Below are 21,385 nucleotides of genomic sequence, written 5' to 3'. Positions count from 1 at the left end.
CAGCGAGACAGCCCCATGCCGCATCCGCCCAGGCCATGAACGTCATCCCCTCGCCACGGCCCCGGCGCGGCCCCCTGCCCCGCCTCAGAATCCTCTTGCGCCGCCTGCGCCGCGCCGCCTCGGTGCGTCGCCTGGTCATGGGACTGTTCGCCGGAATCGCCTCCGGACTCCTGGCCAGCGCCTTCTTCGCCAGCCTTGAGCTCTTTCGCCAACTCTACCTGGTGGCCACGGTGGGCATCCACCTGCTCTCGCCGGGCGGCGACCATTTCTTCCATGCCATGCCCGGACCCTCCCGGCCCTGGCTCCTGCCCCTGGGCCTCGGCGTCGTGGGCCTTGTGACCGGCTACGTCTTCACCCGGCTGATCCCCGAATCCCTGCGCTCGGGCACCGACGGCACGGACGCCATGATCAAGGCCTTCCACCGCCACGGCGGCATCATCCGTCCCCGGGTGTTTTTTTTGCGCGCCGCCGGGGCCATCGCGACCATGGCCACCGGCGGCAGCGCCGGAAGCGAAGGCCCCATGTCCCAGCTCGGCGGCGGCATGGGGGCCTATCTGGCCCAGCGGCTGGGGCTTTCGGCCCGGGAGCGGCGCATCCTGCTTCTGGCCGGGGCGGCCGGAGGATTGGGGGCCATTTTCCGGGCCCCTCTGGGCGGGGCGCTCACGGCCGTGGAGGTCATCTACCGCGAGGACTTCGAGGCCGAGGCCGTGCTGCCCGCCGTGGTCTCGTCGGTTACGGCCTATACCATCTTCACGCTTTTCTTCGGCTCGGGGGCCATCTTCACCGTCCCCAACTACCATTTCACCGATATCCGGGAGCTGCCCCTCTACGCCTTTCTGGCGGTCTTTTGCTCCGGCGCGGCCTGGGTCTACCTGCGCAGCTTCTTTTTCATGAAGCACCGGGTCTTCGAGGTGCTGCAATCCCGCCTGGGTCTGCCGCTGACGGCGGCTTTGGGCGGCGCGAGCATGGGCGTTCTGGGGATTTTTTTCCCCCAGACGCTGAGTTCCGGATACGGCTGGGTGGAGAAGGCCATCCTGGGGGATCTGGGACCGGCCTTTTTGCTGGCCCTTTTTCTGGGAAAGACCCTGGCCACGTCCCTGACCATCGGCTCGGGCCTAAGCGGCGGCATGTTCGCCCCCACGCTGTTCGCCGGGGGCGCGGCCGGGGGCATCGTGGGGCAGATCGGACACCGGCTGTGGCCGGAGGTGGTCGCCACGCCGGGCAGCTACACCCTGGTGGGCATGGCGGCCTTTTTCTCGGGGGTTGCGGGCGCGCCCGTGGGGCCTTTGATCATGGTCTGCGAGATCACCCAGGGCTACGGCCTTCTGGCGCCGCTGATGCTGTGCTCGGCCCTGTGCATGGTCTTTTGCCGCCGGGTGAAGCTCTACGAAAACCAGGTGGACAACAAATTCGAGTCCCCGGCGCACCTGGGCGACGCCACGGTGAACATCCTGGAGGAGCTGCGGGTGGAGGATTTTTACCTGCCCGGGAAGGTCACCATCCTGGAGGAGGGGGTGACGCTCAAGGCCCTGACGGACATCATCGCCGGGACCACCCAGATCGCCTTTCCGGTCAAGGCCGCAGACGGCCGCCTGACGGGCATTTTGACCATGCAGGACGTGCGCAACGTGCTTTTCGAAAATACGCTCTTCGAACTGGTGGTGGTGCGCGACCTGGCCCGCCCCCCGGTGACGCTGACCCCGGACGCCAGCCTGTACGATGCGCTTATGCTCTTCGTGGACCAGGAGCTTCCGCAGATTCCCGTGGTGGACCCGGAAAACCAGGACACGGTGCTGGGGCTTCTGGGGCGCGAAAACGTCTTTGCCGCCTATTCCGCGACGCTCAAAGAGATCAAATCGGAGGCGTAGCCTCCCCCGATCCCGGGGCCTGGGCCGCCTGCTCCCCATGCACCGCCTCGACAAGCCTGGCCAGCGCCTCGCGGGGATCGCCCTGCTGCAGCACGTTTCTCCCCACGCAGGTTCCGGACGCCCCGGCGGCAAGCGCCTGCCCGACCATGGCCAGAAAACTCGGGAAGTCCGGTCGGCTGGGACCGCCGGTGATCAGCACCGGGGGGCTGACGGCCTCGCAGGTGCGGGAAAAGCTTTTGGCGTCGCCGGAATAGGGCACGCCCACCAGATCCGCGCCAAGCTCGGCCCCGAGCCGGATGCAATGGCAGATGAGGCTGGGGTCCATCTCGTTGACGATGCGGTCGCCCTTGGGCTGGATGATGGCCAGAATCGGCACGCCAAGGTTGTGGGCGTCGTCGCAGGCCAGCCCCAGATCGGCCAGCATGCGGTCCTCCAGGTCGTTGGCCATGTTGACCTGCACGGCCACCATGTCCGCCCCCAGGCGCACCGCCTCGTGCGTCGAACAGACCAGGCTTCGGGCATAGGGCGGCACGGCGTGCCGGGTGCCCCCGGAAAGCTGCCCCACCACCTGAAGCCCCGGGGGAACCTCGGACAGACAGGTCCTCAGCGGCCCCTTGTTGAGCACGACCCCCTGCACGGAAAAATCCCGAATCATGGCCAAAAGCCCCGGGATGTTCTCGATCCCCGGCAACATGCCCTCGCCCACCCCGTGGTCCAGGGGCAGAATCACCGTCCGCCCGCTTTGCGGATCAAAAAGCCTGGACACCTTGCGCGCACATCCGATCATGTCACGTCCTTTCCCTGATCTGTTGCATCCGTGGCCAAAGCCCCGGAATCGCCGCTTCCCTCGCCGTGCGCCGCTGGGCGCGACCGGCCCGGCGCATGGTCGGCAAACGCCTCAAATTGAACAACCCTGTTTTTGCCTTCGGCCTTGGCCCGGTACAAGGCCTGATCCGCCGTGCGCAAAAGCGCGTCCGGGGCCATGCCGCAGGCGCAGGCCTGGCCGTCTGGCCGGGTCTTCCCGGAAAACGCCGTGGCCAGTCCCGCACTCACCGTCAGGGGAAGCGCCCCGGCCGAGGTGCGGACCCCGGCCCTGGCCACTCCCGCCACAAGCCGCCGACTTGCCGCCAGAGCCATGTCCGGGCTGGTCTCGGTCAGGATGACGGCGAATTCCTCCCCGCCGATCCGGCCGAACACGTCGCTGCCCCGCAGACCGTGGCCGATGATCACGGCCAGATGCCGCAAGACCTCGTCCCCCACGGCGTGACCGTACGTATCGTTGATCTGCTTGAAATTATCAATGTCCAGCATAAGCAGGGACACATGATGCCCGTAGCGTTCGCACCGGTCCATCTCGGCGCGCAGCAGTTCGAGGAAACGCCGCCGGTTGTGGATGCCTGTCAGCTCGTCCGTGGCCGCCAGGCGCACCAACGAGGCCTCCACCTCCTTGAGGCGGGTCACATCCACCATGGCCCCATGGTAGCTCACGGGATTGCCCCGCTCGTCGCGCTCCAAGGCGATGGACGCCGACAGGTGGCGGATGGATCCGTCCGGGGCCACAATGCGAAATTCGAACTCCTCTGGCTCGGTCTGGCGACGCACCCGGCCCACCACCCGCGCCACCCGATCCCGATCCTCGGCATGCACGGCCCCAAGAAACATCTCAAAGGGCGGGGAGCGGTCGGAAGGCGGCAGTCCGATCATCCGAAACAGTTCATCGGACCAGTATCCCTGCCCCATTTCCAGGCTGCGCTCGAAACTGCCCACCCGGGCCAACCGCTGGGCCTGATTGAGGCGTTTTTCGCTCTGGGCCAGGGCCAATTCGGCCAGTTTACGCTCGGTTATGGGTAGATGGGAGACGATGCCCCCCCTGATCCGCCCGTCCACGATAAGCGCGGTGGCGACAAGCAGGAACCAGCGTTTTTCCGTCGGCGAATGGCAGGGATATTCCAGGGAGAATCGTTCCCGGCGACCCTCAAGCACCTCCCGGATGCCCTCGGCCGCACGGGCGGCGTCCCCGGCGTCCGGGCCGGAGGCCTCGTGGCACACATCAAGATAGTCCACCCCGGTGAACCGGCAATCCCCGCACAGCCCGTTTTCCCGGGAAAACCGCTCCCACCCGGCGTTGACCTCCACAATACGCCCGGCCTCGTCCAGGATCGCCACCTGGCCGGGATAGCCGTCGAACACCGCCTTATACCGGGCACAGGGGCTGGGCGGGGCGAGAACATCCTCACGCACATCCGTCTCGACGCGTTCTTCTCCGGCCATGGATTCCGCCTTGCAAGAGGTGCAGACCGCAGGAGACGTGATGCGGTCGGGGTTCAGGCTCTCTCGGACCACAAGGCGCGGCCGCCCTTGCAGGTGACAAACCCCAGCGGCAACTCCTTGTAGTACAACCCGCAGCGTTTGGGCAAAGATCCCACGGAAAGACTGCGTCCGGCCAACAGATCCCCCAGGTCGGCCGGGTTTTCCAGCGTCAGTCCGGCAGCGCCGTCCGCACCCGCCGCCCCCAGAAGCAGCCGGGCCCGGGCGTTGGGCCGAAAGGCGCCGCCCTTGACCAGACCCAAAAAAAATCCCTTGTACCGCAGCCCGCTCCCGGTAAACGGTCCAACTCCCCGGGCAATGAAATAAACCCGATCTCCGAAGCGGCAAGCCCGGCCGGGGCCAAGCGCATCAAAATGCAGCCCCTCGGTCCCGGGAAATTCCCCCGGGCGTATGTCCTCAAAGTCCCGGAGGACTGTCGCACCCCCTTGTTCGCGCCCCTTGCCGCGACCATGGCCGCGCCCCTTCTCCCGGCCGGTTCGCCGTTTTGCCTCCCCGCCGCCCGGCGGTTCGGCGGATGCGGCATCGGGCATGGCCTCGTCCTGCGAAGGCGCGCCCGGCTTGGTCAGGCAGGCCAGAAAAAAACCCTGTCCGCCGTGAAGCGCCGGGTCCACCCGGATCACCCCGGGCAGCGACGTGGGTTCGGCGGCCGTGCCCGGCGGCGGGATCAGGGGAACCAGTTCCAGGGGGTGGGTGTCCAGGGCCCGGCGCACCTGGTCCTCGTTTTCGGCAGGGTTGGTGGTGCAGGTGGAATAGAGAAGCCTGCCCCCCGGGGCCAAAAGGGAGGCGGCCGTGGCCAGGAGCGTGCGTTGCAGGGAGAGAAGCGGCGCCACCTTGTCCTCGCGCCACAGGGTGAGCACCTTGGGGTTCTTGGCCGCCGTGCCCCAGCCGCTGCACGGCGGATCGAGCAGGATATGCCGGAAACCGCCCCGGGGCAGAAAGGGCGTCAGGTCGGCCTCGCCGCAGGTGGCCACATTGACCAGATTCAGGCGGGAGAGGTTGCGGCGGAGGGTGCTCAGGCGATCCGGGGTGGGTTCGTTGCCCAGGACAAATCCGGCCGACCCCACCAACTGGGCCAAAAAGCCGGTCTTGCCGCCGGGACTGGCGCACATGTCCAGGACCGAGGCGGCGGGCGGCGGGTCCAGGCACACCGGCGGCAGCATGGAGGAACGGTCCTGGATGTAGATGAGGCCGAATGTGGCGGCCAGGCTGGCGCCCAGGGGGAACGGCTCGGCCGCAAGCCTGCGGCAGTGGGGGGAAAAAGGTTCGGGCGCAAAGCGAAAGCCTTGGACGGCGAGCAGATCCTCCACCAGGGGGATTTCACCGTCCCGGCACACCAGCCGAAACGAGCGCGGCCCGGTGGAACTGCGGCGGCCGGGGCGGTCCATCACATCGGGAACATCAGGGGAAGAGGCAGGCATGGGGCCAGTGTACGTGGAAGCCAGGGCAAGGGGAAGTCCGCCGAAAAGGCTTGCCTTCCGGCCCGCCGTTTTTTAGGGAAAGGCCCGGCGCGACACCTCCCCTTTTCCCCAACAAGGCGGCTTTCCATGGAACTTTTGGCCACGTTATTCGATTTCGTCTTGCATGTGGACCGGCATCTGGCCGAAATCGTGGGACAATACGGCGTCTGGACGTACATGATCCTTTTTTGCATCATCTTTTTGGAGACCGGCTTCGTGGTCACGCCGTTTCTGCCCGGCGACTCCCTGCTCTTTGCCGCCGGGGCCCTGGCCGGGGCCCAGATCATGGACCCCTGGCTGCTCAACGGGCTTCTGGTCGTGGCGGCTATTTCCGGGGACAACACCAACTATTGGATCGGGCGACTGGTGGGACCGGCGGTCTTTGAACGGGAGAGCCGGTTGATCAACCGGAAGCACCTGGAAAAGGCCCACGGCTTCTACGACCGCCACGGCGGCAAGACCGTGGTCATCGCCCGGTTTCTGCCCATCATCCGGACGTTCGCCCCGTTTGTGGCCGGCATCGCGCGCATGGACTACCGCCATTTCCTGGCCTGCAGCGTCGCCGGGGGCGTTTTGTGGATCACCCTTTTCACCTGGGCCGGGTATTTTTTCGGCAACATGCCCTTTGTGCGCAAAAACTTCAGCGTGGTCATCCTGGCCATCATCGTCATCTCGATCATGCCCGGGGTCATCGAATTCGTGCGCGCCCGCCGCGCCGCCGCCCGGGAGCGGGCTTCCTAGCGTTGCGTCCGGCAACCACCGCTATGGATTGGCAAGCAGCAACGCCTCGCCCATCCTGAGCCGCCCCCGCATCCCGAAATCCCTTCGAGCCTGTCCGGCCATCCGCCGGGCAGGCTCTTTTCATGCGTCCCCGGCCCGGCCGCAGGCGGCGCAGACGGGCTCACGACCCCGCAGGCGTTGACGGTTCCCCTTGTGCCCGGTCGACACCCCGCTGCCGCGGCCAGGGGATGTCCAAAACCGTCAGGGACACGGCAGGCAGGCGCACTCTGGCCCTGCCATCCGAAAAACGCACGGCCTCGCCCGGGGCCGCCACCGGCGACAGATCGTCCGGGCCCTTGCCGCGCCACACCAACCGGTCGGCCCGGGCCTCGTGCAGACCGGCCACGTCAAGTTCGATCTCCCGGGCCGTGTCCTTGTTGAGGCAAAAAACCGTCAGCCGCCCGGCCCGACGATCCACCGTCGCAAACACCGGCACATCCCCGGGCCCGCTCGACGCGACCGGCCCGTCGCCCATCCGCCCAGCCACAAGAGACAGGGCCGTGCCCGTGGGCAGGGGGCGGTTGCCCGCGTCCAGGGCGTCCCACAGCTCGGGCCTGACCGCGTTTTCCATCCACCGCGTGGCCCAGATCTGGACCGTGTCCACCCGGGGGTCGGAGACCCCCTGCCAGAGCATGTCCAGAAGAACCAGGGCGTGCCCCAGGCTGTTTTCATGCTTCCAGCCGTCGTTTTTGGGGTGCCCGTACCAGTCGGCGGAATTGATTTCGGTGAGCAGATAGCGCAGCCGATCGGCCAGTCCCGGCGGGCCGAAATCCCGGGCCGCCGCGTCGATCTGGGCCACCCCGTCCATGCGCACCGGGTTGGTGCGGTAATAGTCGTAGCCCAACCACTGCATGCAGGGATATTCGTGTACGGATATGAAATCGATGTCGCTCCCGGCGATTTCAAAGACCGTCTTCCACCAGGGGGCGAAACTTCCGGCCTTTTCATCGTAGGCCCCCACGGCATCGCGCACAACCGGGCCGTTGGCCCCTATCTTTATGGACGGGTCCACGGCCTTCATAGCCCTGGAATACAGCACCAGATCCCGGGCGTAGTCTTCCGCCCGGCAGCCGCCGTCGTAGGTGTCCAGATAGCTTTCGTTGCCGATCTCGAAATATTTCACGCCATATTTTTTATCCAGATTGGCGTAGCGCACCCAGGCCACGGCCGCCGCCAGCAGATCCTCGCGCCCGGGAATCACCCCACCCGGCGTGGCGGGCCGGAAGGCCGCGTCATGGGCCACCACCAGGATCGGCTCGGCGGAGGCGGCGCGGCACAGGGCCATGAACTCGTCAAAGTCCAGGGGGTTGGCGACATAGGCGCCCTTGCCCGGATCATACACCCGGGCATCGTTGGCGGGCCATTCCTGGGGGCCGCGCCTAGCCAGGTTGGGATGCGGCCCGGCGTATGGCGGCGCGCTCCAGAAGGTCACGTCGGACTTGGCCCCGCCGGGATAGCGCAGGCTCCCCGCCCCCATCTCCCGCAGGGCCTCGGCCAGGGGCCTAGCCCCGGGGCGGTTGGCGTCGTCGTCGAGGAGATAATTGAGGTTCATGCCGACAAGGCGTTGCATGTGGCCCTGATCGCCCGCACGAAGGGCCACTCCCGGATCCACGAAAAGCCGCATGATGCCGGGGGCCGGGGGCGCGGAGAATGCGGCGGGCGCGCAGACCGCAAAACAAGCGAAACACGCGGCGACAAGAGACAGGCGTCCCCAGCATGCGGTGGGGGTACAGGCAAAACGGGTCATGGAACAATCCTTGAAAGACGGATAGACTGGGGATGGCTGACGAACAAAGTGAGGCTTCTAATCGCAAATCCGGCCCGCTGCAAGCACCGGAACATGTCGATTTCATGACAAAAAATGGCCCGGAGTATGTTGTGCAAAAATGTGCCGCCGCTATGTGCAAAAGTCCGGACATGTGCACATCTCTTCACTTGATACGCGCCAGCGTTGATAGTATTGCATGGCCGCGTCACGGGAAAGTCGAACGACTCAACGAGCTATCGTCGTCCGTCGTTTCCCGGCAAACACTGGCTCCCTGCGGGGGCCCGGAGGAATCCGAATGACCCAGTCCAAACTGTATCTGCCCCTTGCCCTTGCCTTTTTGCTGCTTGTTCCGGGGCTCGGGCACGCCCAGACGAAAACCTTCGCCGTGACCCAGTTCACGGTGCATGGCCCCGACAAGTACCAGTATCTCAAGCAGGGCATCCAGAGCATGGTCGTCTCGCGCCTGAGTTGGCCCGGAAAACTCCAGGCCATGGACGCCGCCAAGGTGGATGCGGCCCAGCCCACGCCACCCGCATCAGAGGCCGAGGCCCTGGCCTTGCTCAAAAAGCTCAAGGCCGACTACCTCGTCTACGGCAGCCTGACCATAACCGGTGAAGAGGCCAGCCTGGACATGCATTACCTCGACGCCAGCGGGAAGGCCTGGCCCAAGACCCTGCAAACCAAGCTCGGCAACCTCGTGCCCGCCCTGGAAAAGGCCGTCAAGGAGGCCGGTGCGGAAATCTTCCAGCGTCCGCCCAGCCCCTCCCAGGCCGGCGGTTCCGCCCCGGGCGGCGCCAAGACGCCCCCGCCGCCCAACGCCGACTTCGTGGCCAGCCAGGGTGCGAACGACTCCCAGAAAAACTACCTCAACCCCAACTTCCGCTATGCCGGCCCCACCCAGACCCCCGGTGTCTGGCGCAGCCAGGCCCTGCCCTACGCCTCGTCCGGAGTCGCCGTGGGCGATGTCAACGGCGACGGGAAAAACGAAATCGTGATCCTCGGCACGGCCTCGGTCGAGGTCTTCACCTATACGAATGAGCAACTTGTCCCGGTGGCCAAGTACGAGCCGCCCACCAACTTCCAGTTGCTCAATATCAACACCTTCGACATCAACGGCGACGGCACGGCGGAAATCATTGTTTCCGCCAGGTATTTCAAGGAGCCACGGTCCTTCGTGCTCGAAATGGCCAGCGGCAAGCTCGAACTCAAGCACGCCGACATTCCCCTGTACCTGAACGTGGCGGCGACGCCTCCCGAGTTCTCCAAGGTGCTGGTGGGCTCCAAGCCCGAAACCCGGGAAGTCTTCACCCGGGGGGTTTACCTGGTGTCCTTCAAGGACGGCCAGGCCGTCCTAGGCAGCACCATCTCCCTTCCCAAGAAGGCCAACGCTTATAACTTCGCCTTCCTGCCCGAAAAGGCCGGCTACAAGGTGATCCTGGCCGAGGATGGCGACCATCTGGGCGTGTACTCCGCCAAGGGCGAGCGCGTGGCCCTGACCGAAGAGGAATATGCCGGTTCCGGCATCGGGATCGAACACGATCCCATGATGGCCCCCATGGACCGCCCGCGCAACGACTACCTGTGGCTGTACTACTACATCCCGCTGCCCATTTTGGTGGCCAACCTGGACACCGACCCGCAGCACGAGATTCTGGTCAGCCGCAACATCTCCGTGGCCGCCCAGTTCTTCGAAAACTACCGGTCGTTCTCCCAGGGCGAAATCCATGCCCTGTACTGGGACGGCGTGGGCCTCAACCTCAAATGGAAGACCCGGCGCATCAAGGGCACCATCTCCGGGTACGTCCTGGCCGACGTGAACCACGACGGGAAGCAGGAGTTGGTGGTTTCCCTCAACACCTGGCCAGGGGCTGTGGGCGTGGTCAACCGCAAGACCGTCATCATGGCCTACAGCCTGGATTCCTCAGGCGCCAACAACCAGGATACCGATTACGGCAACATCCAGGACATCAACTAGCCCGGCGAAAACCTCGTGACGGCCTGCTTGCGCCGTCCGTGCAGCGAAGGGAAGGCCGCCCCCAGGGGGCTGCCTTCCCCTCTCCCGGCCCGGCCGGATCACTCCGGCAAGATCCCTGAAAAACCCCTATCGCAAGCGGCGTGCGCTTGCCGGACGGAAGCGGCGCCCCTGCTTCGCCCCCGCCATGCCACGCCATGGGAGCCGTTTCCCCGGTGGTCATTCAGTATCTGGCGCAAATCGTGAATTCCGGATTGGCCCTGGGTTCCGTCTACGGGCTCATGGCCATCGGATTCGCCCTTATTTTCAATTCCAGCCGCCTGATCAATTTCGCCCAGGGAGAGCTGCTCCTCATCGGCGGGCTGACCCTGCAAAGCCTGTCCCAGGCCCTGCATCTACCGCCCGTGGCGGCCCTGGCCGCCGCCGCCCTTTTCGGCTTCATCCTCGGACACGCCCTCTATGCCTCAACGCTTGGCGTCAGCATCAACGCCTCCCCCCTGCGCCAGCTCATGCTCACCGTGGCCGCCAGCCTGTGTTGGCAGGGGGTGGCCATCGTGTTCTGGGGCAAAAACCCCGTCATGCTGCCCCAGCTTTTGCCCCTGCCGCCCCTGCGTCTGGGCCTGCTGTTCTTTAGCCAGGACACGCTGACGGCCCTGGCCCTGTCGGTGGCCAGCGTCGTTTTGCTGTCGCTTTTTTTAAGCCGCACCACCACCGGACGGGCTATCCGGGCCGTCTCCATGAACCCCGTGGCCGCGCGGCTCCAGGGCATCCGCCCCGGACACTGCCACGCCCTGTCCTTCGCCCTGGCCGGGGTGCTGGCGGCCATGGCGGCCATGGCCGTCGGGCCGCAGACCATGCTGCGCTACGACATGGGCCTGGGCCTTGGGCTCAAGGGTTTCGTGGCCGCCACCATCGGCGGCTATGCCTCGGTGCCCCGGGTCTTTCTGGGCGGCGTGCTCCTGGGGCTGGTGGAAGCCGCCCTGGTGCTGCTCCTGTCCGGAGAACTCAAGGAAACCGTCACCTACATCCTGCTCATCGGCCTTTTGGTCCTGGCCCCGAAGGAGCAGGAAACGGCGCGTCCGGCATGATGCCCGCCATCTCCAGGCCGTCCCGCAACGCGCTGGGTTTCTTCGCGATCCTTGCGGCCGTGGGGCTATTTTTGCCCGACTACCGCCTCCTGGTGGTCAACCAGCACCTCTTTTTGGCCTTAAACGTCCTGGCGCTCAATTTCTGCCTCGGCCTGGGAGGCCAGATCTCCCTGGCCCAGGGCGGCATGGCCGGGATCGGGGCCTATGCCTCGGTGCTGGCCCACGCCCATTTCCCCCAGGCCTCCGTGCTTGTGGTTCCGGCTGTTGTTCTTGCTGCCTTCGGCTTCGCCGCCGCCATAAGCCGCCCCATGGAGCGCCTGGGCGAAGGATTTCTGGCCATGGCCACCCTCGGCGTGTCGCTGATTTTCACCAACGTGGTCCTGACCATGGGGTCCGTCACCGGGGGCTCGGCAGGGCTCATGGTCGACGCCAAGCTGTCCCTTCCGGGCCTGGGAAACCTCTCCGGCGATCGGACCTTTTTTTTCCTTTTCCTTCTGGCCATGGCCGGCGGCTGCTGGATGTTCGCCTCGCTCAAGGACAGCCGTCCCGGACGGGCGCTTTTGGCCTGCAAGGACGACCCCCTGGCCGCGTCGAGTTGCGGCATCGACCGGGGCGCCCTGCGCTCCCTGTCCTTCGGGCTGGGGGGGGGCCTGTCGGCCCTGGCCGGGGTGCTGCACGCCCACTACGGCGGCTTCATCAACCCCGAGCAGTTCAGCCTGGAGCTGTCGCTTAAGGCCCTGCTGTTTTTGGTCATCGGCGGCCCGGGGAATCTCCTGCGGCCCCTGGTGGCGGTCCTGGTCCTGGAGTCCGTCATGTCCGGCATGCAGTTTCTGGGCGAGGCCCGCACCCTGGCCCACGGCCTGCTTCTGACCGCCGCCCTGCTGTTCGGCTACTGGCGCTCGATCCGGCCGGGCCGCTCCTTCGCCGCCACCGGCGTCTGTGTTGCCGAAGGCCGCAAACCCATGTAACACCCCCCATGCGCCCGTTCCCGGCGACATCCCTCCCGGAGGTTCCCGCCATGATCTCCCGTATCCTGATCGTCCTTGCTGCCCTTTTCCTGTGTAGCACACCGGCCCTCGCCGCCGAGGCGACCGGCGACCCCATCCTGGTCGGCGGGCTTTTCGCCGAATCCGGCCCGGCCGCCTTCGTGGGCACCCCCAGCCGCCTGGTGGCGGAGATGACCGTCAAAAAGATCAACGCCGCCGGGGGCATTCTCGGGCGTCCCATCAAACTCGTCATCCACGACACCGAATCCAATCCCGACGTGGCCCTGCGCATGGCCCGCCAGCTCGTGGAGGCCGAAAACGTCCTGGCCATCATCGGCCCCACCTCCACCGGGGAAGGCCTGGCCGTGAAAAAATACACCGAAGAGAAAAACGTGCCCACGATCATGACCGTGGGCGGCGACCCGGTCATCGCCGGGGGCAACTTCGGCCCCTTCACCTGGACCTTCAAGACCCCCCAGCGCACCTCCACGGCCGCAGAAAAAATTTACGAATACCTGAAAGCCAAGGGCATCACCTCCGTCGCGGTCATGACCGCCAAGGACGCCTTCGGCCAGGACGGTCTCAACCACTTGAAAAATCTGGCCGGAAAATACGGCATGGACATCGTCGCCGAAGAGACCTTCGACCCCAAGGGCACCGACTTCTCGGCCCAGGCCTTCAAGCTGACCACGGCCTCCCCCAAGGCGGTCATCATCTGGACCATCGGCCCGGCCGGGGCCATCGTGGCCAAAAACTTCGCCGCCCTGCCCGGCGACAAGCCCCTGGTGGTGGAATGCCACGGCCAGCCCGGCTCGGAGTTCCTGCAACTGGCCGGTCCCGCCGCAAATGGCGTCATCATGCCCGCCACCAAGCTCATGGCCCCGGACTCCCTGCCCGCCTCGGACCCCCAGGCCGCCGTGGTGCGCGCCTTTATCGCCGACTACGACAAGGAAGGCATCCAAGCCAAGTTCCCCATCAACACCCACTCGGGCTATGCCTTTGACGCCTTGATCCTGCTTCAGGCCGGACTGCAGAAAGCCGGCAAGGCCGACCCCGCCGCCCTGCGCGACGCCCTGGAGACCTTGAAGAACGTGGTGGGCGTCTCGGGCGTGTTCACCATCACCCCCGAAGACCATAACGGCCTGTCCACCGACTCCATGGTCATGCTGGAAGTCGTTGACGGCAAGTATCAGGTGGCGAAGTAGGAGGGAGAGGGGAGAGGACGATTTTTGGGGGGAACCTTTTTTGAAAAAAAGGTTCCCCCCGAACCCCCTTCCTAAAAACTTTGGCGGGGGTGGGAGAGGGAGGCAGGATGGGGGAGAAGGTGGCGCTGGTGGGCGTGGAGGAGTCCGAGGCAGGCCGAAAGCTTGTGGACTTCATCAAGCGCCGGGCCGGAAAAGACCTCCCCACCTCCGCCGCCATGCGCTGGATCCGCACCGGACAGGTTCGCGTCGACGGCCGCCGGGCCGGTCCCTACGACCGGGTCGTGGCGGGCCAGATCGTCCGCCTGCCGCCGTTTCGGCCGGGAGGGGAAAGATCCGGGGAAAACGGCATGGCCCGCGGCCTGGACGCGCCGCCATTGCCGCCGGTGGTTTTTGAGGGCCAGGGCCTCATGGTCCTGGCCAAACCCGCCGGGCTGCCCGCCCACCCCGGCACGGGCCACGCCGATTCCGTCCAGACCCGTCTGGCCGCCGCCTTTCCGGATGCGGCCTTCGTCCCTGCCCCGGTCCACCGCCTGGACAAAGACACCACCGGACTGCTCGTCGTCGCCACCACCCACCACGCCGCCCGGGAAGCAGCCCAGGCCTTTCGGGACGGCCGCGTGGACAAGGACTATCTGGCCTGGGTGCTCGGGGCCTGGGAGCTTTGCCCCGTGGGGCAGACCGTTCCCCTGCGCGACCGGCTGGCCAAGACCGGCCCGGCCGGGCGCGAAAAGGTCCATGCCGGACAGGAGGCGGGGCGCGAGGCCCTGGCCCTGGCCACGCCCCTCCTGGCGACCCCGGAGCGGTCGCTTGTGCGGCTGCGGCTTTTGACCGGCAAGACCCACCAGCTTCGGGTCCAACTGGCCTCCCGGAACCACCCGATCCTTGGCGACCCCAAATATGGCCCGCCCGGCCAGGGGCATGGCGGCCCGGGGCTGTGCCTGCACTGCTGGCGCATGGCCCTTTTGGGCATGTCCTTCGAGCTGCCGCCGCCCTGGAGCGGCGAGTTGGCCGTGCCGGAGGGGCTTTTATGAGAACGGGGAGGAGAATCGGGCTGCGGGGAAAAAAACGGCCCCGTTTCCCCTACAAAAGGATGCGGTAGTCGATGTCGAGCACCTCGGCCAGCCGCCTGGCGCGCTCCTTGCCGATAGGCATGCGGCCGTTTTCCATGGCCGAGATGTGCCCCTGGGGAATGCCCGCCAGGGCGGCCAGGGCTTTCTGGGTCAGGCCCGCCTTGCCCCTGGCCCCACGCAGGGCCACGGCCCACTCCGCCACACCCCGGAATTCCGGGAAAAACTCCCGCCAGGGGACCGTCCCCCCCATCTCGGTCACCCCCATGTCCCGGGCCATCCTGGCCAGCTCCCGCATCTTGCCCACCGGCCCGGAAAACCGCAGTTCCATGACCGCTTCAGTAGGGGGCTTTTTCGTGGGTTCCAACATACGTCACCTCCAGGAGCCGTACGGCTCCTTCCGATTCTTCCCACACGGCCACATAGGTGGGATGTCCTTTCTTGAGATGGCAATGATGCCTTCCCGGGCCGAGTTTGCCGTAATTGGGCCAGTTTCCCCGGATGGGGCCGCCGCGCTCCATCTCCATAAGCAGGGCGAAAAGCCGCTCCCGAACCCGCATGGGCAGCCGGTCCACCTGCTTGCGCACCGCTTTTGCAGCGGTCACCGTCCAGTTCATGACCTACAAAATATACCATCTAATAGGATATCGTCAATCCGCCACGGACGATCCAGGTTCTTCCACTTTGCCGCGCCGGACGACGCATTCCACCCCGCGCCATGACCATCCCCGTCTATTTCAGCCGCAGACCGGACTACGAGCCAAGCCGCCTGGAACGGACCGTGGCCGAACTCCTCCCGGCCGCCGGATTTCGCCCGGCCCCGGGAACCCATGTCCTGGTCAAGCCCAACCTGGTGGCCCCCCGGCGGACGCATCTGTCCTGCACCCATCCGGCCGTGGTCCGTGCGGCCTGTATCTACCTGCTGGCCTGCGGGGCGCGCGTGACCGTGGGCGACTCCCCGGCCTTCGGCACGGCCCGGGCGGTGGCCCGGATCTGCGGCCTGCCCCGGGCCCTGGCCGACCTGCCGGTGCGCCTCGTGAACTTCACCCGGGCCCGGCCCGTGCCCCTGTCCTTTGGCGGGACCATCGGCGTGGCCTCCCAGGCCCTGGAGGCCGACAGCATCCTGAGCGTGCCGCGCCTGAAGGTTCACGACCAAATGGGCCTGACCTGCGCCGTGAAAAACACCTTCGGCTGCGTGGCCGGGTCGCGCAAGGCCCTGGCCCACCAAATCCACGGCGAACGCGGCAACCGCTTTCCGCGCCTGATCCTCGACGTCATGGCCGCCCTGCCGCCGCTTTTCCACCTCGTGGACGGCATCACGGCCATGCACCGGGCCGGGCCCATCGGCGGCGATCCCTTCGAGCTTGGGCTTTTGGCCGCCTCGGACCAGGCCGTGGCCCTGGATACGGCCCTGTGCACCCTCACGGGCATGCCCCCGGAACTGGTCCCCCTGTGGCGCGAGGCCCTGGCCTGCGGCATGCCCGGATCGCGACCGGAAGACATCTCTTATCCCCTCCTCTCCCCGGAGGATTTCGACGCGGCGGGCTTTCTCGCCCCCGCCGCCCTGTCGCCTGTGGCCTTTCGGCCCTGGCGTTTCGTCACGGGACGCGTGAAAAGCCTTTTTGCTCGATTTCGTTGACATCTTTCCAATCCGCGCTACCCTTACCCCACGCATGAAACACAGGATTCGCCGTCGTATCACCGTCACCGGACAGGTCCAGGGCGTAGGCTTTCGGCCCTTCGTCTACCGGTTGGCCCTGGAGTGGGGGCTTGGCGGCGTGGTGCGCAACACCCCGGAAGGCGTGGTCATCGAGATTCAGGGGACGGACGCTACGGTGGAGGGCTTCTCCCGGGATCTGACCGAAAAGCTCCCCCCCCTGGCCCGCATCCTCTCGCTCGAGGCATCGGATATGCCGCCGCTTCCGGGCGATGCGGCCTTCGTCATCGGCGAAAGCGCCCCCGGCGCCGGGCACAACGTGCTCATAAGCCCCGACGTGGCCACCTGCCCGAACTGTCTGGCGGACATGGCCGATCCGGCCAACCGCCGCCACAACTATCCCTTCACCAACTGCACCGACTGCGGCCCGCGCTACACCATCACCCGCTCCATCCCCTACGACCGCGCCACCACATCCATGGCCTGCTTTCCCATGTGTCCGGACTGTGCGGCCGAATACGCCGATCCCCTGGACCGCCGCTTCCATGCCCAGCCCAACGCCTGCCCGGTCTGCGGTCCCAAGGTCTGGCTCACGGACGCCGCCGGAACGACCCTGGCCGAACACGACCCGGCCCTGGCTGCGCTTGCCCGGGAACTGGCCGCCGGGCGCATCGCGGCCGTCAAGGGGCTGGGCGGCTTTCATCTGGCCTGCGACGCCGGAAGCGATGCGGCCGTGGCGGAACTTCGCCAACGCAAAAACCGGCCCGCCAAGCCCTTTGCGGTCATGGTCCCGGACATGGCTGCGGTGGAGCGCCTGGCCGCGCCCGGGGCCCTGGACGCCCAGGCCCAGGCCCTTTTCTCCGGGAGCGTGCGGCCCATCGTGCTCCTGGCCACCCGCCCGGATGGCCCCCTGTCCGCCCTGATCGGCCCGGACACCCGGGAAACCGGGGTCATGCTGCCCTATACGCCCCTGCACCACGTCCTTTTTTCGCATCTTTCCCGGGAACTTGGCCCGGAGCGTTTCCCGGCCCTGGTCATGACCTCGGGCAACGCCGGGGGCGACCCCATCTGCCTGGGCAATCGCGAGGCCCTGCGGCGGCTGTCCGGAATCGCGGACATCTTTTTGCTGCACAACCGGGATATCCTGGTGCGCACGGACGATTCCGTGGTCCGGCCGATTCCCGATGCCCCGCCGCCTGCCGCCTCCCCGGGCCGCCGGGAGGACGCCGAGGCCGCTCCCGGCGTCCAATTCCTGCGCCGGGCCCGGGGCTACGTCCCCTCGCCCGTGCGGCTGCCGGTCACCGGGCCCTGCGTGCTGGGAACCGGGCCGCACCTCAAATGCACCCTGTGCCTGACCAAGGCCGACCAGGCCTTTGTCAGCCAGCACATCGGGGACATGGAGAACCTCTCCACCCTGGCCTTTTACCGGGAGATGCTGGCCCATTTCCAGGACATCCTGCAGGTGGCCCCGGCCCGGGCGGTGTGCGACCTGCACCCGGACTACCTGACCACCCGGCTGGCCGAGGAGGAACTGGGACTACCGGTCATCCGCCTGCAACACCACTTCGCCCACATCCACGCCGTGCTGGCCGAGTGCGGCCACGGCCCGGAGGCCGGGCCGGTGATCGGGCTGGCCCTGGACGGCACGGGATACGGCGGGGACGGAACCCTGTGGGGGGGGGAATGCCTGTATGTGGACCCGGCAGGCCCGGTCCATGAACGCCTGGGGCATCTGTCGCCCATGCGCCTGCCCGGGGGCGAGGCGGCCATCCGACAGCCCTGGCGCATCGCCATGGGCATGCTTTCCGACATGGGCGGCGAGGCGCGGGCATTCACGCCGCCCTGGCTGCCAGCCCAGGATCGCGCGGCGGCCCTGGTGGTCCAAATGCTTGAGAAAAATCTCAATTGCCCCGTATCCACAAGCCTGGGCCGACTCTTCGATGCGGTCAGCGCCCTGTGCGGCGTAGGCCTGCAGGTGGATTACGAGGGTCAGGCGGCCATTCGCCTGGAGACCATCCAGGACATGGCCGAGACAGCGGCCTATGCCTGCCCGCTGCGCCGGGACTCGGCCCCGGCGGTCCTGGACACCCTGGCCCTGGTCGATCAGGCCGCCCGGGATCTGGCCCGGGGCGTGCCGCCCGGGGTGGTCAGCCGCCGCTTCCACCTGGGACTCCTGGACGGACTGACGGAACTGGCCGCGACCATGGCCGATGTGCGCGGCACGCGCCGCGTGGCCTTAAGCGGCGGCTGCCTGCTCAACCGGACCCTCTCCCGGGAATTGCCGGACAGGCTGCGCGGGCGCGGGCTTTTTCCCCTGTCCCACCGGTTCCTGCCCCCCGGGGACGGCTGCATCAGCCTGGGACAGGCCGCCTACGGGCTTTTGCTCAGGGACGGGACATCCGGGACCGACAATCCATAGAGACATGGTATGTTTTTCTCTTGACTTTGATGCAAATATGCATAGGGGATACCTCTTCGCATTTTTCCCGCCCGCCGTTCGAGAAGCCGCACGACCGCAGCAGCAACGGACGCTAGGCATCGGCCGCGCCGGTCGACGAGGAGAGGGGGCAAGGCATCAGGCATCCGAACCGGCGTGACACCGGCAAAGAGAAACGGACGAACGAAATCCGGTTTTTGATATTTCCAGGGCCCTGCCGAAACCATCATGAATTTTTGTTCATACTGCAAGGCCTTTGCAACTCCTCTTGACGAAGAGCTTTTTTTCGGTACATGGTTATATACGTAATGTCTGCGTTATGAAATTTTATTCACGCTTTCTCTTTGTAAACCGATAGCGACTCGCAACACAATTTCGGGGAAGTCGTATCACGTTGCATGCAAGCATTTTGCATCCGTCAGTATATCCATCAAAACTTTTTAACAGGCAAAGCAGGAATGAAATTATGACGTACCAAGATTCCGAATCCGGATACAACACCTTCGAAGAGGCTTTCGAGCGGATCAAGAAAGCCACGGGACTGCGCACCCAGGTCGAGGTCGCCAAACTCCTGGATATCCGCCAGTCCAGCATTTCCGACGCCAAGCGGCGCAAGTCCATCCCCGACGGATGGCTCATCAAGCTCTATCAGCTCTACGGGCTCAATCCCAACTGGCTTCTCGACGGCGAACAGCCCCAGTTCCTGGGCGAACGCAAGGGCGGCGCGCTGGCGGTCATGGAGTCTTCGGATGGATACGGCGCGCGCAAGCCCAAGCACCACAGCGTGCCGGTCTGCGCCATGACGCTTCCCGAGGAGACCGAAGGCGGTTTTGTGGAAACGCCGGTGGAGACCATCACCATTGCCGACAAGTTTTATCGGCCGTCCCTTTTGGTGGTGCGCATGGACGAAGAGCACATGGAGCCCCTGATCCGCCGGGGGGCCTATGTGGGCATCGACAAGGACCGCAAGACCATCCGTTCCGGAGGCATCTACGCCCTGGATCTGCCCGTGGAGGGCATGGTCGTCAAACGCGTCAACTACGACGCGGAGAACGCCAAGCTGATCCTGCGCTCGGAAAACCCCAGCCACGAGGACCAGCAGATTCCGGCCGAGGACGGGGCGTCCCGGGTGATCGGCCGGGTGGCCTGGGTGCTCCAGGAATTGTAGCCCACCCGCCTTTGCCGTCTTCAGGGCCATGCCTCGCCGCATGGCCCTTTTTTTATCCGCAGCAGTCCCGCCATGCCACGCTCCAGAGAAATATACCCCGACCCGGTGTACAAACGCCCTGCGTCATGCTAGACACCCGCGACAAACGTCTTATGCCGCCTTGGATGTTTTTCCCGGGCGAACGGCGGACGCAGCAGCCAAAGAGAGCCCGTCATGGCCAGCCCGAAAGCCTATCGGCCCAACATTGTGGCCTTTTTTTGTCGATGGTGTTCCTATGGGGCGGCCGATCTGGCTGGCTCCCTGCGTCTGCGCTATCCCGTGGACATCCGCATCATCCGCGTCCCCTGCTCGGGCAGCATGAGCCCCCAGTATCTGCTCTACGCCCTCATGCAGGGCGCCGACGGCGTCTGGGTTTCAGGTTGCCATCCCGGGGACTGCCACTACCGTATCGGCAACATGCATGCCAGACGCCGCCTGACGCTTTTGCATAACCTCCTGGACTATGTCGGCATCGAGCAACAGCGCCTGCTGTTCACCTGGATCGCCGCCTCCGAGGCCCACAAGCTCCAAAAGGAGGCCGAGGACTTCGTGGCTGCGGTTTCCGCGCTGGGACCGGCCAGACGCCTGGTCAAGACCCTGGAGACCTGCGCCATATGAACGCCTACGCCCGTCGTATCCGGGAAATCGCCCACAGGCTGCTCAGCGAAAAAAGCGTGGATGCGGTGGTGGGCTACCGGGCCGGAACCGTGCCCATGCGCGCCCGTCCCTTTATCGCCCGCACCCCGGCCGAGGCCGGGGAGTTGACTTGGTCGGGATTTTGCGTGGGCAATCTGGCCAAGCTGGCGGGCGGCCTCTCCGGCCGGGTGGCGGTATGCGCCCAGGGCTGCGTAAGCCGCAATCTGGTGGGGATCATCCGGGAAAACCGCCTGACCCGGGAAAACGTGGCGGTCATCGCCGTGCCCTGCCTGGGGATGCTCGACGCCCGCAAAATCGAGGCCAAGGTCAACGGCCGCACGGTCACGGGGGTGCGCGAGGAAGGGGAGGATGTGACGGTGACCGGGGCGGATTTCGAAGAGGTGTTCCGGCGCGGCGAGCTCAAGCGCGACAACTGTCTCACCTGCCTGCACCGCAACCCCGTGCTCGCCGACGAAACCGTGGCCGACCCCGTGCCCGAGACCGGCGGCGGCGACGCCGACAAGATCATCGAGCTGTGGGAGCGCAAGAAGCCCGAGGCCCGCTTCGACCTGTTCACCCGCACCTTCCGCGACTGTATCCGCTGTTATGCCTGCCGGGACGTCTGTCCCCTGTGCCACTGCACTACCTGCTTCGTGGACCGGTCCAGGCCCCAATGGCTGGGCAAGACCCAGGACGAGCCGGACGTTTTGACCTATCACCTGTTGCGGGCCTTCCACTGCGCCGGACGCTGCACGGACTGCGGGGCCTGCGAATCGGCCTGCCCCGTGGGCATCCCCATGCGGCGGCTCACGTCCAAGCTCGAATCCGACGCCAGACGGCTTTTCGGCCACGAGGCCTTCCTGTCCCTGGACGCCAAACCCGCCCTGGCCGTCTATTCTCCCGACGACCCGGACGAGGCCTTTTCGTGA

At 66.1% G+C, this 21,385-nt stretch carries 18 protein-coding genes; 12 read left to right on the top strand and 6 right to left on the bottom strand.

Features of this window, described 5'->3' with window-relative positions; all coding sequences use genetic code 11:
- The first annotated feature begins 35 nt into the window (after positions 1 to 35).
- Complete coding sequence (locus tag GD606_RS00265; protein WP_163301919.1) at positions 36 to 1,868, top strand: chloride channel protein; 1,833 nt, start codon at positions 36 to 38, stop codon at positions 1,866 to 1,868.
- Here GD606_RS00265 and GD606_RS00260 read toward each other — a convergent pair.
- From GD606_RS00260 to GD606_RS00250, 3 genes are read right to left on the bottom strand one after another with little or no spacing between them, the layout of a single operon-like run.
- The gene (locus GD606_RS00260) at positions 1,852 to 2,655 is read right to left on the bottom strand and encodes a beta/alpha barrel domain-containing protein (protein ID WP_163301920.1); all 804 of its coding nucleotides are present in this window, start codon (positions 2,653 to 2,655) and stop codon (positions 1,852 to 1,854) included. The two genes, GD606_RS00265 and GD606_RS00260, sit on opposite strands and share 17 nt — an antisense overlap.
- The gene (locus GD606_RS00255; RefSeq protein WP_163301921.1) at positions 2,652 to 4,139 is read right to left on the bottom strand and encodes a sensor domain-containing diguanylate cyclase; all 1,488 of its coding nucleotides are present in this window, start codon (positions 4,137 to 4,139) and stop codon (positions 2,652 to 2,654) included. The genes GD606_RS00260 and GD606_RS00255 overlap by 4 nt, the downstream gene beginning before the upstream one ends.
- A 53-nt stretch (positions 4,140 to 4,192) precedes the next feature.
- The gene (locus tag GD606_RS00250; protein ID WP_163301947.1) at positions 4,193 to 5,581 is read right to left on the bottom strand and encodes an RsmB/NOP family class I SAM-dependent RNA methyltransferase; all 1,389 of its coding nucleotides are present in this window, start codon (positions 5,579 to 5,581) and stop codon (positions 4,193 to 4,195) included.
- A 159-nt stretch (positions 5,582 to 5,740) separates the two neighbouring features.
- On the opposite strand from GD606_RS00250, the gene GD606_RS00245 reads away from it, so the two are divergent.
- Positions 5,741 to 6,394, top strand: coding sequence for a DedA family protein (locus GD606_RS00245; RefSeq protein ID WP_163301922.1), 654 nt, complete (start codon positions 5,741 to 5,743; stop codon positions 6,392 to 6,394).
- Positions 6,395 to 6,554: 160 nt separating this feature from the next.
- On the opposite strand, the gene GD606_RS00240 is transcribed toward GD606_RS00245, so the two are convergent.
- Positions 6,555 to 8,003, bottom strand: a complete 1,449-nt coding sequence (locus GD606_RS00240) for an alpha-L-arabinofuranosidase family protein (RefSeq protein ID WP_163301923.1) — start codon at positions 8,001 to 8,003, stop codon at positions 6,555 to 6,557.
- A gap of 493 nt (positions 8,004 to 8,496) precedes the next feature.
- Here GD606_RS00240 and GD606_RS00235 point away from each other — a divergent pair, with 493 nt between their 5' ends.
- The 5 genes from GD606_RS00235 (at position 8,497) to GD606_RS00215 (ending at position 14,483) form a co-directional block, all read left to right on the top strand.
- On the top strand, positions 8,497 to 10,176 hold the full coding sequence (locus GD606_RS00235; RefSeq protein WP_163301924.1) for an FG-GAP repeat domain-containing protein: 1,680 nt from the start codon (positions 8,497 to 8,499) through the stop codon (positions 10,174 to 10,176).
- A gap of 239 nt (positions 10,177 to 10,415) precedes the next feature.
- A complete protein-coding gene (locus GD606_RS00230) occupies positions 10,416 to 11,261 on the top strand; it encodes a branched-chain amino acid ABC transporter permease (protein WP_246298909.1) in 846 nt (281 codons plus the stop codon).
- A complete protein-coding gene (locus GD606_RS00225; protein ID WP_309550372.1) occupies positions 11,258 to 12,229 on the top strand; it encodes a branched-chain amino acid ABC transporter permease in 972 nt (323 codons plus the stop codon). Before GD606_RS00230 ends, GD606_RS00225 begins: the two co-directional genes overlap by 4 nt.
- 53 nt (positions 12,230 to 12,282) lie before the next feature.
- Entirely contained in the window at positions 12,283 to 13,452 is a 1,170-nt protein-coding gene (locus GD606_RS00220) for an ABC transporter substrate-binding protein (protein WP_163301950.1), read from the top strand.
- Between the two features lie 107 nt (positions 13,453 to 13,559).
- The gene (locus GD606_RS00215) at positions 13,560 to 14,483 is read left to right on the top strand and encodes an RluA family pseudouridine synthase (protein WP_163301925.1); all 924 of its coding nucleotides are present in this window, start codon (positions 13,560 to 13,562) and stop codon (positions 14,481 to 14,483) included.
- Positions 14,484 to 14,532: 49 nt separating this feature from the next.
- On the opposite strand, the gene GD606_RS00210 is transcribed toward GD606_RS00215, so the two are convergent.
- Positions 14,533 to 14,889, bottom strand: coding sequence for a helix-turn-helix domain-containing protein (locus GD606_RS00210; protein WP_163301926.1), 357 nt, complete (start codon positions 14,887 to 14,889; stop codon positions 14,533 to 14,535).
- Positions 14,858 to 15,136: a cytotoxic translational repressor of toxin-antitoxin stability system gene (locus GD606_RS00205; RefSeq protein WP_163301927.1), complete on the bottom strand. Its 279-nt coding sequence runs from the start codon at positions 15,134 to 15,136 to the stop codon at positions 14,858 to 14,860. The genes GD606_RS00210 and GD606_RS00205 overlap by 32 nt, the downstream gene beginning before the upstream one ends.
- A gap of 101 nt (positions 15,137 to 15,237) precedes the next feature.
- On the opposite strand from GD606_RS00205, the gene GD606_RS00200 reads away from it, so the two are divergent.
- From GD606_RS00200 to GD606_RS00180, 5 genes are all read left to right on the top strand, one after another.
- Positions 15,238 to 16,158, top strand: a complete 921-nt coding sequence (locus GD606_RS00200) for a DUF362 domain-containing protein (protein ID WP_163301928.1) — start codon at positions 15,238 to 15,240, stop codon at positions 16,156 to 16,158.
- 34 nt (positions 16,159 to 16,192) lie between these two features.
- Positions 16,193 to 18,595 carry a carbamoyltransferase HypF gene (gene hypF, locus GD606_RS00195; RefSeq protein WP_163301929.1) on the top strand — a complete coding sequence of 801 codons (2,403 nt, stop codon included), beginning with the start codon at positions 16,193 to 16,195 and terminating at the stop codon, positions 18,593 to 18,595.
- Between the two features lie 484 nt (positions 18,596 to 19,079).
- Positions 19,080 to 19,781 carry a LexA family transcriptional regulator gene (locus tag GD606_RS00190; protein WP_163301930.1) on the top strand — a complete coding sequence of 234 codons (702 nt, stop codon included), beginning with the start codon at positions 19,080 to 19,082 and terminating at the stop codon, positions 19,779 to 19,781.
- A 213-nt stretch (positions 19,782 to 19,994) separates the two neighbouring features.
- Positions 19,995 to 20,438 (top strand): hydrogenase iron-sulfur subunit, encoded by a 444-nt coding sequence (locus GD606_RS00185; protein ID WP_163301931.1) that lies wholly within the window; start codon positions 19,995 to 19,997, stop codon positions 20,436 to 20,438.
- The gene (locus GD606_RS00180; RefSeq protein ID WP_163301932.1) at positions 20,435 to 21,385 is read left to right on the top strand and encodes a 4Fe-4S dicluster domain-containing protein; all 951 of its coding nucleotides are present in this window, start codon (positions 20,435 to 20,437) and stop codon (positions 21,383 to 21,385) included. Before GD606_RS00185 ends, GD606_RS00180 begins: the two co-directional genes overlap by 4 nt.

The sequence above is a fragment of the Desulfolutivibrio sulfodismutans DSM 3696 genome (assembly GCF_013376455.1).
GTDB lineage: Bacteria > Desulfobacterota > Desulfovibrionia > Desulfovibrionales > Desulfovibrionaceae > Desulfolutivibrio > Desulfolutivibrio sulfodismutans.
Note: the sequence above shows the minus strand (reverse complement) of the source record. Positions and strands in the feature narration are given on the sequence as shown.

Excerpts from the sequence above, each read along its gene's own strand:
- GD606_RS00210 (WP_163301926.1), bottom strand. The coding sequence starts at position 14,889 with ATGTTGGAACCCACGAAAAAGCCCCCTACTGAAGCGGTCATGGAACTG.
- GD606_RS00185 (WP_163301931.1), top strand. The coding sequence starts at position 19,995 with ATGGCCAGCCCGAAAGCCTATCGGCCCAACATTGTGGCCTTTTTTTGT.
- GD606_RS00265 (WP_163301919.1), top strand. The coding sequence starts at position 36 with ATGAACGTCATCCCCTCGCCACGGCCCCGGCGCGGCCCCCTGCCCCGC.
- GD606_RS00180 (WP_163301932.1), top strand. The coding sequence starts at position 20,435 with ATGAACGCCTACGCCCGTCGTATCCGGGAAATCGCCCACAGGCTGCTC.
- GD606_RS00190 (WP_163301930.1), top strand. The coding sequence starts at position 19,080 with ATGACGTACCAAGATTCCGAATCCGGATACAACACCTTCGAAGAGGCT.
- GD606_RS00235 (WP_163301924.1), top strand. The coding sequence starts at position 8,497 with ATGACCCAGTCCAAACTGTATCTGCCCCTTGCCCTTGCCTTTTTGCTG.
- GD606_RS00245 (WP_163301922.1), top strand. The coding sequence starts at position 5,741 with ATGGAACTTTTGGCCACGTTATTCGATTTCGTCTTGCATGTGGACCGG.
- hypF (WP_163301929.1), top strand. The coding sequence starts at position 16,193 with ATGAAACACAGGATTCGCCGTCGTATCACCGTCACCGGACAGGTCCAG.
- GD606_RS00215 (WP_163301925.1), top strand. The coding sequence starts at position 13,560 with ATGGGGGAGAAGGTGGCGCTGGTGGGCGTGGAGGAGTCCGAGGCAGGC.
- GD606_RS00255 (WP_163301921.1), bottom strand. The coding sequence starts at position 4,139 with ATGGCCGGAGAAGAACGCGTCGAGACGGATGTGCGTGAGGATGTTCTC.
- GD606_RS00225 (WP_309550372.1), top strand. The coding sequence starts at position 11,258 with ATGATGCCCGCCATCTCCAGGCCGTCCCGCAACGCGCTGGGTTTCTTC.
- GD606_RS00250 (WP_163301947.1), bottom strand. The coding sequence starts at position 5,581 with ATGGACCGCCCCGGCCGCCGCAGTTCCACCGGGCCGCGCTCGTTTCGG.
- GD606_RS00240 (WP_163301923.1), bottom strand. The coding sequence starts at position 8,003 with ATGCAACGCCTTGTCGGCATGAACCTCAATTATCTCCTCGACGACGAC.
- GD606_RS00260 (WP_163301920.1), bottom strand. The coding sequence starts at position 2,655 with ATGATCGGATGTGCGCGCAAGGTGTCCAGGCTTTTTGATCCGCAAAGC.
- GD606_RS00205 (WP_163301927.1), bottom strand. The coding sequence starts at position 15,136 with ATGAACTGGACGGTGACCGCTGCAAAAGCGGTGCGCAAGCAGGTGGAC.
- GD606_RS00200 (WP_163301928.1), top strand. The coding sequence starts at position 15,238 with ATGACCATCCCCGTCTATTTCAGCCGCAGACCGGACTACGAGCCAAGC.